The organism is Flavobacterium galactosidilyticum (genome assembly GCF_020911945.1).
GTDB classification, from domain to species: Bacteria; Bacteroidota; Bacteroidia; order Flavobacteriales; family Flavobacteriaceae; genus Flavobacterium; species Flavobacterium galactosidilyticum.
The window spans coordinates 1,576,388-1,592,625 of record NZ_CP087135.1; the positions used below are offsets into that span (position 1 = coordinate 1,576,388).

At 33.8% G+C, this 16,238-nt stretch carries 13 protein-coding genes; 4 read left to right on the plus strand and 9 right to left on the minus strand.

The features are described 5' to 3' along the window. The first annotated feature begins 46 nt into the window (after positions 1–46). Together der and LNP27_RS06890 are read left to right on the plus strand one after the other, a co-directional pair. The gene (gene der, locus LNP27_RS06885; protein ID WP_229943860.1) at positions 47–1,357 is read left to right on the plus strand and encodes a ribosome biogenesis GTPase Der; all 1,311 of its coding nucleotides are present in this window, start codon (positions 47–49) and stop codon (positions 1,355–1,357) included. 94 nt (positions 1,358–1,451) lie between these two features. Beyond that, complete coding sequence (locus LNP27_RS06890) at positions 1,452–4,241, plus strand: outer membrane beta-barrel protein (protein WP_229943861.1); 2,790 nt, start codon at positions 1,452–1,454, stop codon at positions 4,239–4,241. 91 nt (positions 4,242–4,332) lie between these two features. Here LNP27_RS06890 and LNP27_RS06895 read toward each other — a convergent pair whose 3' ends face one another. From LNP27_RS06895 to LNP27_RS06930, 9 genes are all read right to left on the minus strand, one after another. After that, positions 4,333–5,334, minus strand: coding sequence for a hypothetical protein (locus tag LNP27_RS06895; RefSeq protein ID WP_229943862.1), 1,002 nt, complete (start codon positions 5,332–5,334; stop codon positions 4,333–4,335). 117 nt (positions 5,335–5,451) lie between these two features. Next, entirely contained in the window at positions 5,452–6,564 is a 1,113-nt protein-coding gene (locus tag LNP27_RS06900) for a formylglycine-generating enzyme family protein (RefSeq protein WP_229943863.1), read from the minus strand. An 83-nt stretch (positions 6,565–6,647) separates the two neighbouring features. Beyond that, positions 6,648–8,156 (minus strand): sulfatase family protein, encoded by a 1,509-nt coding sequence (locus LNP27_RS06905; RefSeq protein WP_229943864.1) that lies wholly within the window; start codon positions 8,154–8,156, stop codon positions 6,648–6,650. 343 nt (positions 8,157–8,499) lie between these two features. After that, positions 8,500–8,631, minus strand: coding sequence for a hypothetical protein (locus LNP27_RS15235; RefSeq protein WP_255673719.1), 132 nt, complete (start codon positions 8,629–8,631; stop codon positions 8,500–8,502). A 171-nt stretch (positions 8,632–8,802) separates the two neighbouring features. Next, positions 8,803–9,609 (minus strand): TPM domain-containing protein, encoded by an 807-nt coding sequence (locus tag LNP27_RS06910; protein WP_229943865.1) that lies wholly within the window; start codon positions 9,607–9,609, stop codon positions 8,803–8,805. Then, the gene (locus LNP27_RS06915; RefSeq protein WP_229943866.1) at positions 9,610–10,047 is read right to left on the minus strand and encodes a TPM domain-containing protein; all 438 of its coding nucleotides are present in this window, start codon (positions 10,045–10,047) and stop codon (positions 9,610–9,612) included. A gap of 92 nt (positions 10,048–10,139) precedes the next feature. Beyond that, complete coding sequence (locus tag LNP27_RS06920) at positions 10,140–10,727, minus strand: LemA family protein (RefSeq protein WP_229943867.1); 588 nt, start codon at positions 10,725–10,727, stop codon at positions 10,140–10,142. A gap of 46 nt (positions 10,728–10,773) precedes the next feature. After that, the gene (locus LNP27_RS06925; protein WP_229943868.1) at positions 10,774–11,106 is read right to left on the minus strand and encodes a MerR family transcriptional regulator; all 333 of its coding nucleotides are present in this window, start codon (positions 11,104–11,106) and stop codon (positions 10,774–10,776) included. A 47-nt stretch (positions 11,107–11,153) separates the two neighbouring features. Beyond that, positions 11,154–12,131, minus strand: a complete 978-nt coding sequence (locus LNP27_RS06930) for a M23 family metallopeptidase (RefSeq protein ID WP_229943869.1) — start codon at positions 12,129–12,131, stop codon at positions 11,154–11,156. A gap of 335 nt (positions 12,132–12,466) precedes the next feature. On the opposite strand from LNP27_RS06930, the gene alaS reads away from it, so the two are divergent. Then, positions 12,467–15,103, plus strand: coding sequence for an alanine--tRNA ligase (alaS, locus tag LNP27_RS06935; protein WP_229943870.1), 2,637 nt, complete (start codon positions 12,467–12,469; stop codon positions 15,101–15,103). Positions 15,104–15,342: 239 nt separating this feature from the next. Continuing rightward, positions 15,343–16,113 (plus strand): hypothetical protein, encoded by a 771-nt coding sequence (locus LNP27_RS06940; protein ID WP_229943871.1) that lies wholly within the window; start codon positions 15,343–15,345, stop codon positions 16,111–16,113. Positions 16,114–16,238 lie beyond the last annotated feature (125 nt).

The window sequence follows — 16,238 nt, forward strand, 5'->3', positions numbered from 1 at the left end:
TCAATCGATTTAACACTACCTTTGCAAAATATTTGAATAAATACTTATGAATAACATTGTTGCGATAGTAGGAAGACCTAATGTGGGGAAATCAACCCTTTTTAACAGGCTGATACAAAGAAGAGAAGCTATTGTAGATTCAGTTTCTGGAGTTACCAGAGATAGAAACTATGGTAAAAGCGAGTGGAACGGAAAAGAGTTTTCTGTGATTGATACGGGAGGTTATGTACGTGGTTCTGATGACGTTTTTGAAGGAGAAATCCGCAAACAAGTAGAATTAGCCATTGACGAAGCCGACGTAATTATATTTGTAGTTGATGTTGAAGAAGGAATAACACCAATGGATGATGTTGTTGCCCGATTGTTACGCAAAGTGACTAAGCCAGTTCTTTTAGCTGTAAACAAGGTAGATAATGCCATGCGCGAGAAAAATGCTATTGAATTTTACAACCTTGGTTTAGGAGAATATTATACGTTTGCAAGTATATCTGGAAGTGGAACAGGTGATTTATTGGACGCATTGATTGATGCTTTCCCCGTAAAACCAGAACCGGTTCAAGAAGAAGTAGTTTTGCCACGTTTTGCAGTTGTAGGTCGTCCTAATGCTGGGAAATCTAGCTTTATAAATGCGTTGATTGGTAAAGAACGTTTTATGGTAACGGATATTGCGGGTACAACTCGTGATGCTATTGATACAAAATTTGACCGTTTTGGTTTTGAATTTAACTTGGTTGATACTGCGGGAATTCGTCGTAAAGCTAAAGTTAAGGAAGATTTAGAATTTTATTCGGTTATGAGATCGGTTCGTGCGATTGAGCATGCTGATATTTGTATCTTGATTATTGATGCTACTCGTGGTTTTGAAGGTCAAGATCAAAGTATTTTTTGGTTGGCTGAAAAGAACAGAAAAGGAGTTGTCATTCTTGTAAACAAATGGGATTTAGTTGAAAAAGAAACTATGTCTACACGTGATTACGAAGATAAGATTAAAGAAGAGTTAATGCCATTTACGGATGTGCCTATTCTTTTTGTTTCTGCTTTAACAAAACAACGTTTATTGAAAGCATTAGAAGCAACAGTAAAAGTGTATGAAAATAGACAACAACGTATTGCTACTTCAAAATTCAATGAGTTTATGTTGAAAGTAATTGAAGCATATCCGCCACCTGCGACTAAAGGTAAGTACGTAAAAATTAAATATTGTATGCAATTGCCAACGCAAACGCCTCAGTTTGTGTTTTTTGCTAATATGCCACAATATGTAAAAGAACCGTACAAACGTTACCTTGAAAATAAAATTAGAGAAAACTGGGACTTCTCAGGAGTGCCGATTGACATCTATATCAGAGAAAAATAAATGTTAAATTTAATGTAAGAAATTACATTCTGTAAGAATAAATAACTTAATTCGCTGTTGATTTTGAAATCATTAACAGCGAATTTTTTTATTTATGAAAAAAAAGTACTTTTTTATTCTGTCGTTCTTTTTAAGCGTTGCGTCATTTGCACAAAACAACATTACTATTAAAGGTAAAATCTTAGATAAAAATAGCCAAAATCCTATCGAGGCTGCTACTGTTTTCCTTACTTCGGTTAAAGACTCCACTGTTATCGATTATACAATATCAGATAAAAATGGTTTCTTTAAAATGGATACCAAAAAAATCACTAAACCCTTCTTCTTGAAAATTTCTTATTTGGGTTACGAGACTCTTAAAAGGGAAATGGCATCTATTTCAGAAAGTAAAGACTTTGGAGTTTTGTCATTGATAGAAAATCCAAATACCTTAAATGAAGTGGTTATAAAAAACGATGCGCCACCTATTCGAATTAAAAAAGATACCCTAGAATTTAATGCTTCTTCATTTAAAGTCCGCCCTGATGCGAATGTGGAAACTTTATTGAAACAATTACCTGGAGTAGAAATAGGGACTGATGGTAAAATCACCGTAAACGGAAAAGATGTAAATCAGATTTTAGTAAATGGAAAACCATTCTTTGATAAAGATGGTAAAATTGCATTGCAAAGTTTGCCTTCGGATATTATCAATAAAGTCCAAATTACAGATACTAAAACCAAGAAAGAGGAATTGAGTAAGGAAGCTTCGACTTCTAATAACGCTAGTATTAATTTAACTATCGATGAGAAGAAAAACAAAGGTTTCTTTGGACGATTTATGGGCGGTTATGGTACGGATGATCGTTATGAGAGCAGTGCTTTAATGAATTATTTTAAAGGCAAAAGAAAAATAAGTGTGCTGGCTTCGTCCAATAATATCAATTCCACAGGTTTCTCTATGGATGAAATTTTTGATAATATGGGTGGTGGTAGAAATAGTTCTATGTCCTACAACTCTAATGGTGGTGCATTTTCAGTTAATGGAAATCGTTTTGGTGGTGGTAGCGGAATTACCCGATCCAATATGGTAGGTATAAATTATGCTGATGAACTGATAAAAGATATGGAAACTAGCGGAAGTTATTTCTTCTCCAATTCAAATTCTGATAATTTAAACAGAAGTAAAGTAATTACTTTTTTATCAACAGGAAACATTACTAAGGAATCAGAAGCGACAACACACGGTGAGAATTTTGGACATAACTTAAGTTTTCAAGTAGAATATAAAATAGATTCGACTGCGACAATTTTTGTTGGACCAAAATTCATGAAATCGAATTCAAAATTCAGTAATGATTCTTTTGAAAAATCTTTCAATGACAGCGGACAACTGGTAAATGATAGTAAAGCTCAAGTTTTTGACGATAGTGATAGAGGAAGTTTCAGCAATGCGATTAACTTCAATAAAAGATTTAAACGTATAGGTCGTTTTTTAAGTGCGTCATTCGATAATGATAATTCAAAAGAGGAATTAAGCTCTTTAAATAAAAGTAACACCATATTTTATCAAGGTACAAATGCAAACATAGTTCGCGATCAGATTAGAAAAAACAGAAATATAGTTGATAAATATGTTGCTGAAATAGAATATTCGGAGCCAATAACGGATTCTTTGAATGTAAAAGTTGGAATGAACTACAGTAACGAATTCAAATCTGATGATAGAAACACATTTGACTTTAATGCGGGTTCTCAATCGTATTCTGATTTAAATCCAGAGTTAACTAACTATTTGACATCGTCTACTAAATCATTTCGTCCTCAAGCAGGCTTTTCGTTGAATAAGAAAAAATATGATGTAAGTGCTACTGTAGGTCCTTCGATCTCACAATTTGACAACAATTCATTTTATCTGGGTTTGCCTACAACTTTATCTAAAAATTATGTGTTGCCGTATGCGAATGCGAGAGTGGGATATCGTTTTACTAAATCAAAATCAATCTATTTGAATTATAGTTATGATGTTGATTTTCCTAATGCTAACCAAGTTTTGCCTGTGGAAGATTTGTCAAATCCGTTGAGCACTGTTGTAGGAAATGTAAATTTAAAACCGAGCAGCAATCAATGGGGTTATTTTAGTTTCCGAAATTTTGATTATGCTACTCGTTCTGGTTACTCTATTTATATTGGAGGGAATTTATATGGTGATCAAGTAGTTTCTTCAACACTTTATGATGCTAATATTAAGAGCAGTACAACTTTTGAAAACGTTTCTGGAACCTATTCGGGATGGTTTGGAGCAAACTGGAATAAGTCAACAAAAAGAGAAGCCCATAGTTTTAAATATGGTGTTGGTTTTAGCGGTAATTACGGTTTGTCAAAAGGATTTGTTAACGGAGAAATGTTTGAAGCCAATACATTAAGACTGAATCCAAGAGCCAACTTTACGTATGATTACGGGGAATTACTTTCGATAGCGCCTACCTATAATTTTACTTATAATGATTCAAAATATACCAATTATAGAACAACGGGTGCTTCAAGTGTGATTCATCGTTTTAATATACAAACAACAAATTACTGGCCAAAAAACTGGGTTTTCGGGAATGATTTTGGATATACCTATAACTCTAATATTGCAGATGGTTTTAAGAAAGATTTTTATTTATGGAACACTAGTTTAGCATATAGTTTTTTTGATAAAAAAATGACGGCAAAAGTAAAGGTTTATGATTTGTTAAATCAGAATCAAAGTGCTACTAGAACTATTTCGCCAACTAATATTCGCGACGAAGAAAATACAGTTTTAAAGAGATATGTAATGTTTTCATTAACTTATAAACTGAATAAGTTTGGTATGAAGGAAAAGCCTTCTGGAGGTAATAGAATGATTTTTCACTAGAATAAATACACTTTCTTTATATAATTATTGTGTAGAAACGAAAAAGTCCCGACGAAAATCGGGGCTTTTTTATGGAAAAAAGTGATGTATATTATTTACAATTAATCTTAATTTTAATAGAGTAGTTTGGATCTATTGGTTCATTTGTTTGAGCTAAGCGTTGCGAGCCTGTATTTGCAGGACAAGCTATATCGTTTGTCGCATCATAAATGATTTTTTTTCCAGAGGCAATCAACTCTTTTGGGACATAGATTTGGACTTTGGTTCGTGAATATCCCGAAGGAAAATATCGGATGTAATAGCCATCAGGATGCAAAGTCCAAATGCCGCTAGGTACATCAGTTCTTTCAGGAGCCATGCCTGCTATTATAGCATATTTCTCCATATCAGCATAGGTGTAATTACCTGAAGCAACTAGTTGACGGATTTTGTTTTCGGCTTCAAAAACACTTTGTATTCCATCAGGAAGTTTAGATTTAGCTTTATTCATCAAACTCGCAGGTAAAACGCCTAACATTCCACCTTCAAGTTGTGTTAATTCTAGCGGACTTAACAAAGAAACAGCTGTAAGTTTTACTTGCCCACTATAATCCGCAAAGCGTGCTCTAGCAATAATAGTCCAAAGAAGAATCTGGATATCATGCTGACTAATTTCTGGATGATTTTCAGCTTTTTTGAGAATGGTTGTTACAATTTCTTGTTTTGGACCTAGAGTAGGAGCATACATATAACCATCACCTTTTGAAGGTTGAAATGTTCCCGCATGAAGACAATAACTTTTATTAGTCATTTCAAAAAAACCATCACATAATATATAACCGCCTGTAATCGCTTTAGGAAGTAAGTATAAAGGTTGTGCGTTTTTCACCATTATTAAATCAGGAAATTTGGATTCTGATATATTTACATCTTCAAAAGAGGTTGTGATTGCTGCGGGTTTTTTGAGAACATCATCAAGGCCTAGTTTTTTTGCTCCAAGGGAAGTTCCTACTTCTAGTGCTTTTTCTTTCCATCCGCTAAACTGCGAATAGCTAGTCAAAGTGTAGAATAAGAGTAGCATGGAAAATATTGAAATTAGTTTTAAATTTTTCATTTTAAAAAACTTTAGTTTATAATACACAAATATAAAATTAAAACAAACAATAATGGTTTCTAAATATGTAAAAACTTATAAGTCATAATATTACAGATTATTTTAATTTGACACTTTTTATTTAATGTCTGCCACGCATCTAAAACCGGTATGATTTAAACCTGTATCAGGAGATGATTTCATTCTTGCTGTTACTCGATATCCTTTGCAGTAAGAAGCATTACATAAAAAAGAACCTCCTCTAACCACTCTTTTAGGAACAGTTGGTTCCATTGGATCATAACTTTTAGAGGGTCCCTTTGGATTGTTTGTCGTGCTGCTATACAATTCTTTGTAATATTCAGGAGTGTACCAATCGCTACACCATTCCCAAACATTTCCTGCCATATCATATAATCCGTATTTATTAGGTGCAAATGATTTTACTGGAGCGGCTCCAACGAATTTGTCTTGATTTGTATTAAGATAGGGGAATTTTCCTTGCCATATATTTGCTTTTGGTTTTCCTCTTTCTGGATCTTCATTTCCCCAAGAATATTTTTGATCGTTCAATCCGCCTCTTGAAGCAAATTCCCATTCCGCTTCTGTTGGTAATCTTTTACCTGCCCATTTTGCGTAAGCATTAGCATCATCCCAAGAAATATGCACTACAGGATAATTTTCTCTTCCTTTAATGCTACTTTTAGGACCTTCTGGATGTTTCCAACTTGCATCTGTTGTCCATTTCCACCATTTTGAAGCGTCATTCAAATCGACGGCTGTTTTTGTAGGAGTAAAAACTAATGAAGAGGCTACTAATAGAGTCTCATCAGGTCTTGGAGTTCCTGCAGGCAATTGTTTTTTTATTTCTTCCCAATCTGGTTTTATCTCAGCGGTGGTAACATATCCAGTTGCTTTTACAAATTTTTCAAACTGAGCGTTTGTCACTTCGGTGGCATCCATCCAAAAGCTATTTAATTTTACCTTATGTTGCGGGTACTCATCTTGTCTGCCTTCATCATCAGAGGCGCCCATCAGAAATTCACCAGCAGGAATTTGTACCATTCCGTCATAGGAAACTGTTGTTGATAAAGCTATTGAATCCGAATTATTGGGTGCTGAAAACCTTGATGGAAGAGAGGATTCACAACTCATAGTTTCAGCTGAGCCCATTGCGGTTTTGTTTTCTTCTTTTTTGCCACAGGCACTTAGCGAAATCAATATTACAAGGATAATCGTTTGATATTTCATATTATGTTTTATTATCCAGTTTTCTTAAATTAGAAAAATTTGAAATGTTTAGCTTTTAATTTATTTACAAAAATAATTAATCTTTAGTCTTTTTGAGCTTTTATTTTTTGCAATAAGCTTGCCAATTCATTCGTGATTTCTGGCTTTTGTGCCGCAAGATTATTTTTTTCTCCAAGATCATTTTGTAAATCATACAATTGCGGTAAAGGATTATTTCCTAATTCAGTATTGGTTAATACATTTATTGTTGGGCCTTTATTTGGCTCGATATATTTCCAATGATCTTTTCTAATTGCTAAAGAGTTGATTCCTTGTTCAACAAGTACAGTTCTTCCTTTGGTTGATTTGCCTAACAACACGTTTAGCATATCTTCACTGTCAGTGATTTCAATATCCTTAGGTTTTATATTTAGCATTTTGGAAAAAGAGGACATAAAATCAATTTGGCTAACCATTGCGTCAGAAACTGCTGGTTTCGTTTTTGAAGGCCAACTTACAATCAATGGAACTCTTGTTCCACCTTCGAAAGTGCTGTATTTTCCACCGCGTAAAACACCAGCAGGAGTATGACCGTTTAACTTTGAAACTGCTTCATCTTCATAACCGTCATCGAGTACTGGTCCATTATCACTGCTGAAAATAATCATAGTGTTTTTGGCTATGCCTAAACTTTCCAGTTGTTTCATGATTTCCCCTACCGTCCAGTCCATTTGTAAGATAGCATCGCCGCGATATCCCAGATTACTTTTTCCTTTAAACATAGTTGAAGGCATTCTAGGAACATGCGGCTCTGTTAAGGTGTAATAGAGAAAGAAAGGTTGTTTTTTATTATTTTCAATAAATTCTTTGGCTTTCGCCAAAAAAGTCAAAGGCATTTCTTCATCTGTCCATCTAGCTTTGTTGCCACCGCTCATGTAGCCAATGCGACCAATTCCATTTACGATTGTGTTGTTATGACCATGATTGAGTGAAGAGCGCATTTTTAATAGTTCTGGATTTTCTTTTCCAGTTGGATCATTACCCACTTTTTTATAATAATCCACCTGAATAGGATCGCTGGAATCTAAAGCAACAACTTTATGGTTCTCAACAAAAACGCTTGGTACACGATCTGCAGTTGCTGGAAAAATAAAAGAATAGTCAAAACCTACTTCATTAGGGCCAGGTTTTAGTTCACCATTCCATTCTTTTTCGAGTTGATCACCTAATCCCAAATGCCATTTTCCAACTATCCCAGTTTGGTATCCCGCTTTTTGAAATAGGGAAGGTAAGGTGGTTTTGTCTGTTGGAACAATTAGCGCTGCATCGCCAAGTAAGATTCCAGTTCCGGCTTTTCGCCAAGCATAAATTCCGGTCATCAGCGCAAAACGAGAAGGCGTACAAGTTGCTGAGGTTGCATGTGCATTGGTGAACCGAATTCCTTGTTTTGCTAGTTTGTCAATATTTGGCGTACTGATTTTGGTAGCGCCATAGCAACTTAGGTCTCCATAACCTAAATCATCAACATAGATTAGAACGACATTAGGTTTTTGCTGCGAAAAAATGGAGCTTGATAGTAAGCAGCAGATGATTATAGATTTGATTTTATGCATATTTTTATTTCGAAAAGATTTATAATTATCCTTATTTTAGCTTGATAAACGCTGGAATTTTATAGTATAAGAATGATACTCTATTCTTGTTAAAAGTTTCAATTTCTTTATCCTGTATTATTGAGTAATTATGATAAGGTGAAATTTATTATTCTAAATAATTGACAGTGAGTTCCAAAAATATGACAATTACTTAATAATATATACTAGTTCCTACCAGTTTGTTTATGAGCGTCACTATAGTACAGCATTAAAAAGTAGTAACACCACTGAAGAAGTCTACAGCGATTATAAATTTGAAATAGTATTTAGAATTGCTTTAAAGAATAATAAAAATTACTAATTATTGCTCTTCCTCTAGCGTATTTTTGGGATGGTTTTCATACCAGTCTTTAAATGTTTTAGTGCTAGAATAATGATTTTTCAGGACTTTATAGACCATAAATAACACTAATATTTGTCCTATTATAAACATAGTTGTTAATCTTGGTATAGCTATGTTAGTTTGACAAAGGAGTGACTTTTTTTTGTAATATTAGTGACTAAGTTTATGAGAAACTGTTTGAGCAAGAAAAACTTTGATTTATGAATAAAAAAAGAGCTGCAAATTTGCAGCTCTTAGATCATTTTTTTTGAAAATCATTGGTTACCAGCCTCCGCTAGATCCGCCACCAGAGAAACCTCCGCCGCCAAATCCTCCACCGAAGCCACCTCCGCCAAATCCACCGCCAGAGGAACTTCCACCGAAACCACCTCCGCCACTTCGACCAAGGTTGCTCAAAATGATCACATCCAATAAGCTTGGACCGCCACCACCACTATTTCCAGAATTACCACCACCGCCTTTATTTCTTGATAGTAACACCAATATAACGACGATAATAATTATGAACGGAAGAACTGGAAAATCATTTTTTTGTTTTGCTTTTTTTCGTTCACCTTTATATTTCCCTTTAAAGACATCAATTAGTGCATCGGTTCCTTTGTCTAGTCCTTTGTAAAAACTCCCAGCCTTAAACTCAGGGATGATAATATTTCTTATAATTTCACCACCAAGACCTGCTGTAAGTCGATCTTCTAATCCGTAGCCTGGATTTATCGCTATTTTTTTTTCGGCTTTAGCCAATAATACAATAACTCCATTGTCATCTTTCTCAGTTCCGCCAATTCCCCAAGTTTGCCCCCATCTGGTTGCAACTTGACTCACGTCGTCTCCTTTTAGACTTTCAATTGTTATTACGACAATTTGAGTGGTAGTCGAATCTGAATATTTGATTAGTTTTTCCTCTAATTGCGCCTTCTCTGTTGCACTTAGCACATTAGCGTAATCGTAAACCGAAGTCTGTAAGCTAGGTTTTTCGGGAATTGTAAATTGTGCAAAGCTAATCTGTGTAAGTAATAAACAAACAAATAACTTTAAGAAGATTAAGGCATTCTTTTTATGTAGTAACATTTATCCTTTTGATATTTCGTTAGATAATTCATTCGTATCGCCCTCTAAATAAGGGAAGTACTTTTTTAATTGCTCTCCCGCTTTAGTGATTCCATCAATAAGTCCTTGTTTGAAATTACCATTTTTAAAATGTGAAACAATAACGTCTCTTGTAGAGTTCCAGAATTCATAAGTAACAAGATCATTGATGCCTTTGTCTCCACAAATTACAAAATTGCGATCTTTCACTGCGACATAGATCAAAACCCCATTTTGAAGTTCAGTTTCGTCCATTTTTAGTTCATGAAAAACTTCCAATGCGCGATCATAAGGATCAAGAGATGTTGTTTTTTCTAAATGAACTCTTATCTCGCCAGAAGTATTTTTTTCAGCCATACAAATGGCTGCGACGATTTGCTGTTCTTCTTCTTTGGTTAAAAAATCTTCTACTTTTGACATGGGAAAAATTTATGAATGAAGACTAACGATTTTTGATTTCAAAAATAATAGGTGAAATCAAAAATCGTTAATCAAAAATCTGAAATAGTTATTTAGAATTTTACTTCAACTGGCTTATCAGCACCTTCAACAGCATTGAAATAAGCTTTTTCTTTAAATCCAAACATGCCTGCAAATAAGGTGTTTGGGAAAGTTTTAATATGAGTGTTGTAAGGTTTAACAGCTTCGTTAAAACGTGTTCTTGCTGTCAAAATTTGATTTTCTGTGCTTGCTAACTCGTCTTGTAATTTCAAGAAATTAGCATTGGCTTTCAAATCAGGATATTGCTCAACAGTTACTAATAAACGAGACAGTGAACTGCTTACGCCGCTTTGCGCTTTGTTGAATTCTGCTAATTGTTCTGGTGTAATATTAGCCGGGTCAACTGTTACTTGTGTCGCTTTGGCACGTGCTTCAATTACAGCAGTCAAAGTTCCTTTTTCAAATTCAGCAGCACCTTTTACGGTATTTACTAAATTCCCAATAAGGTCATTTCTTCTCTGGTAAGCCGTTTGCACGTCACCCCAAGATTGTTCTACGGTTTGATTTAATGTTACTGCTGTATTGTTAATTCCCTTAACAAAGCTGTAAATTCCAAAAATTACTACTGCTCCAATAATCCAAGGCAAAAATCTTTTCATGTTTATTTAATTTAGTGTTTATTATTTATTTTTATTTAATGTAATTCTAAAGTTCGTTTTTAATATTTGTTAACTGCGTTTTTATAGTTTCTAACTTTCTAATAATATCAAATTTATCTAAAGTTTTCTTTTGGCCTTCTTTCAAATGTGTTTTTGCGCCTTCCAGCGTAAAACCTCTTTCTTTTACAAGATGATAAATCAATTGTAAATTTGTAATATCCTCAGGAGTAAACATTCTGTTACCCTTCGCGTTCTTTTTTGGTTTTAAAATATCAAATTCATTGTCCCAAAAACGAATCAGCGAAGCATTTACATTAAATGCTTTTGCTACCTCACCTATACTATAATATCTTTTATCTTTTGAAAGTTCGATATGCATGTTTGTTGTACTTTATAATTTTTCTGCTCTTTAATTATCCTAAAACATTAATCGAGCGATTGATTTTCTTGATTTGCGAGATGCGCGATAGCGACATACTCCACAGCTGATATATTTCCGTAATAAAAATTAAGCGGATTGACTACTTTTCCATTTTTATGAACCTCATAATGTAAATGAGGAGCTTCAGACCGACCAGTACTACCTACATATCCTATGATGTCACCACGATTTACTTTCTGTCCAGCTTTAGCATTGTACTTGCTTAAATGGGCATACAATGTTTCGTATCCAAACCCATGCCGAATAACAATATGATTTCCATATCCAGAAGCATTATTGTCTGCTCTTTCAATGATTCCATCACCTGTTGCATAAACGGGAGTTCCAGTCTTTGCTGAGAAATCCATTCCTTCATGCATTTTTTTTACTTTAGTAAAAGGATCCGTTCGATATCCAAAACCGGATGCTAAATTTTTTAAATTCTCATTTCGTACCGGCTGAATGGCAGGAATGGCTGATAAAAAATCACTTTTTGCTTCAGCTAATTTCAAAATGTCATCTAATGATTTCGACTGAATCTCTAATTCTTTGTTTAGCACATCAATTCTTTTTGTGGTGCTCATCACCAACTGCGAATTATTATATCCTTCTAACTTTTTGTATCTATTTACGCCAGGTAAACCAATGTTTCTTATCGAATCTGGTATAGATTTTTTATTAAAATAAGCGCGATACACATTATTATCTCGCTCTTCAATCGCGTCAACAACGCTGTTTGCCTGATCTAATTTCTTGTTCAAAATAGCATAATTCAACTTCAAATTTTCAATTTCTCGTGCTTGAAGCCTATCTTTTGGCGTTTCAAAATAAGGAGTGTTCAATAAAATGATAAAGCTTAAAAAACCAAACAATGCCGAAGCTACTAAAAATAGCACCGCAACACCGAATTTTTTTCTTTTTCGTGTTTTTATTTTTCTATAGGCTAGATTTTCAGAATCGTAATAATATTTTACTTTCGACATATTTTAAAATACCCTATTTTTGCACACTGTAAAAAGGTTAGACGAACAAATTTAATAAATGTTTCATTTGTAATGTCCTTTTTTCAATAATAAAAAAAGTAATGTGCCTAATCCAGCTATCCGTTGCAAGTTCGCTGTTTAAAATATTTTTTTTCTAATGAGCCAGCAGGAGCTTCCTCCAGTCGCTCTGCAATCTCAAGGAAAAATAAATTTTAAATCAGCAAAGCTTTCCACTTCTATCTGGGGCAAAACAAATTAGATAATTAGATAATTACGAAATTTCCGAATTTTCACATTTTCTAATTATCATATTGACTAATTTTCTAACTAAAAATATGAAATCACAAGACGTACGTAAACAATTTCTGGATTTTTTCGCATCACAAGGACATTTAATTGTTCCTTCAGCACCCATCGTTCTTAAAGATGATCCAACGCTGATGTTCAACAACTCAGGAATGGCACAATTTAAAGAATATTTTTTGGGGAACGCCACGCCAAAAAGTAATAGAATTGCCGATACTCAAAAATGTCTTCGTGTTTCAGGAAAACACAATGACTTAGAAGATGTAGGTTTTGATACCTATCATCATACGATGTTTGAAATGCTAGGGAACTGGTCTTTTGGAGATTATTTCAAAAAAGAGGCAATTAACTGGGCTTGGCAACTTTTGACAGAAGTGTATAAAATACCAAAAGAAAACCTATATGTTTCTGTTTTTGAAGGAAGCGAAGAAGAAAATGTGCCTTTTGATCAAGAAGCTTGGGATATTTGGAAAGAATTAATTTCTGAAGACCGAATCATTCTTGGAAATAAAAAAGATAATTTCTGGGAAATGGGTGATCAAGGTCCTTGTGGTCCTTGTTCAGAAATTCATGTTGATTTACGTACTGCTGAAGAAAAAGCACTAGTTTCAGGAAAAAGTTTAGTCAATAATGACCATCCACAAGTGGTGGAAATTTGGAACAACGTATTTATGGAATTCAACCGTAAAGCCGATGGTTCTTTAGAAAAATTACCTGCCAAACATGTTGATACCGGAATGGGATTTGAGCGTTTGTGTATGGCATTGCAAGGAGTGACTTCTAATTACGATACTGATGTTTTTACACCTCTTATTGAGAAAGTAAGTCAAATTACAGGAGCAAAATACACTTCAAATGAAGTTGTTAATGTGTCAGAATCTCAGAATAAAACAAATATTGCCATTCGTGTAATTGTAGATCACGTACGTGCAGTTGCATTTGCAATTGCTGACGGACAATTACCCTCTAATACTGGTGCTGGATATGTAATCAGAAGAATATTGCGTCGTGCTATTCGTTACGGATTTACATTTTTAGATACAAAAGAGCCTTTTATAAATCAATTAGTTGCTGTTTTAGCAAATCAAATGGGAGAATTTTTTCCGGAAATCAAATTGCAAGAAACTTTTGTTACTAATGTGATTCGTGAGGAGGAAGCTTCATTCTTGAGAACATTAGATCAAGGGTTACAATTATTAGATAATGTAGTTTCTAAAACGACAGGAACTGAGGTTTCAGGAGCTAAAGCATTTGAATTGTATGATACTTTTGGTTTTCCAAAAGATTTAACAGCTTTAATTTTGAAAGAAAAAGTAATGTCTTTCAATGAAGGTGAATTTGATGCTTCAATGCAAGCTCAAAAAGCACGTTCTCGTGCTGCATCAGAAGTTTCAACCGAAGATTGGTCTGTTTTAATTCCCGGAAATGTAGAAACATTCGTTGGCTATGATCAAATCGAAAACGAAATAAAAATTACTAGAATTCGTAAAGTTGATAGTAAAAAAGATGGTGTTTTATATCAAATAGTTTTAGATAATACGCCATTTTATCCAGAAGGTGGAGGGCAAGTAGGTGACAAAGGAACATTAGTTTCGGCAAATGAAACTATTGAAATCATTGATACTAAAAAAGAAAATAACTTAATCCTACATTTTACAAAACAACTTCCAGAGAATATTGAAGCTAGTTTTGTGGCTAAAGTAAACACAGAATTAAGGACTTTAACTTCTAGAAATCACTCGGCTACACACTTAATGCACCAAGCTTTAAGAAGTATTCTAGGAACGCATGTGGAACAAAAAGGTTCTTTGGTAAATCCAAACTATTTGCGTTTTGACTTTTCGCATTTTGCTAAAATGACTGATACAGAATTGCAACAAGTGGAAGATTTTGTTAATGCTAGAATCCAAGAGCAATTGCCATTAATTGAAAGAAGAAATATTCCTTTTGCACAAGCAGTAGAAGAAGGAGCAATGGCTTTATTTGGTGAGAAATATGGCGATCATGTTCGTGCAATTAAATTTGGCGAAAGCATGGAATTGTGCGGTGGAATTCACGTAAAAAATACTGCTGAAATATGGCATTTCAAATTGGTTTCTGAAGGAGCAGTTGCCGCAGGAATTCGCCGTATTGAAGCAATTACAAGTGATGCAGTAAAAGCATTTTATGCTACGCAAGAAAACACATTGAATGAAGTGAAAGTAGCTTTGAAAAATCCACAAGATATTTTGAAAGCGGTTCATTCGATGCAAGAAGAAAATAATAAACTAGCGAAGCAAATTGAAGCCTTGATGAAAGACAAGGTTAAAGCAATGAAAGAAAACCTAGTTGCTGAAATTCAAGAAATCAATGGTGTTCAGTTCCTAGCTAAAATAGTAGATTTGAATCCAGAAGGCGCAAAGGATTTGGCTTATGAATTAGGAAACTTAGGTAATAATCTATTCCTAGTTTTAGCTACAGCTGATGACGAGAAACCAATGCTTACTTGTTATATTTCTAAAGAATTAGTTGTACAAAAAAGTCTAAATGCAGGCCAAGTGGTTCGAGAATTGGGTAAATTTATCCAAGGCGGCGGTGGCGGTCAGCCTTTCTTTGCAACAGCAGGAGGAAAGAATGTAAACGGTATTCCAGAAGCGCTAGAAAAAGCAATTGATTTTGTGAAATAAATTACACTTATTTTTATAGTAAAAGCCCTTTTAGAACTTGATTTTAAAAGGGCTTCTCGTTGATGCCAATTTATTATGGTTTAAAAGTCAAAGTTCAAGATAAGTTTATAAAAGCGGTCGTTTATCCGAGATTAATGGAGTACAGCGATTAACATTGTAGTTGTCGTATAATTGATTCAATTTTGCGTTTTTTGTGCCGAAATGGACAAATAAAACACCTCCAAATTTATTTAGTACCTATGAGAAAAGAAAAATTTTTATATTCAATTTTGACAATGTGTTTGTTTGCTTTTTGCTCCTGTTCAACTGATACTGCTTCTAATGTAAAATTGTTAAAAAAGACAATTTCGACTGCTTCAAATGGAACTTCAGTAACAACTGTATTTACTTATGTTGCTGATGAAATTGGAAGTATTGATGATGCAAATACTCATGTTGATTTTACATATTCCGATGGTTTGATAGTAAAAAAAGTTACTACTGATAAAGAGAGTTCATTAGTTGAAACTGTTGAATACACTTATAATGCGGGTGAACTAATACGTGCTGAGTCGCTAAATAAGTATAAAATAAATTATATATATAATTCAGATAATACGATTTCATATCAAAAAACGAAAATTGTATCGGAAGATCAAGAAGTAAAGGAATTTCATGGAATTCTGTTTTTTGAGAATGAAAATCTCATCAAAGACGAACGTATTCTGGATAATACAGCAACAGGAACTGTTTCGAAATACAGTCTGAATTTCGATTACGATTCAAAAAAAAATCCTTTATTTAATATAGCTGGGTATAAGAAATTATTAGATTGTAATCAGGCTATCTCAACAAACAATAGTTTGATAATCACAGAAAATACAAGTATTGATAAAGATGACCAAATAATTTCATCTGCTAAAATGTATAAAAATTCCTTTACTTACGATTCAGACGGTTATCCAAAAGAGCAAGTCTGTGAACCGACTATTTTTAATTCTGGATATGTCAAAATACAGTATTTCTATTAACTAATTTATTACTATAAATTACTCAACCATCCTCTTAATAGTTAAATATTGAGAGGATTTTTTATTTTATGATTTCATTACATAATCAAAAAAGTATTAAACGTCTTTTAATTGATTAAAATTAT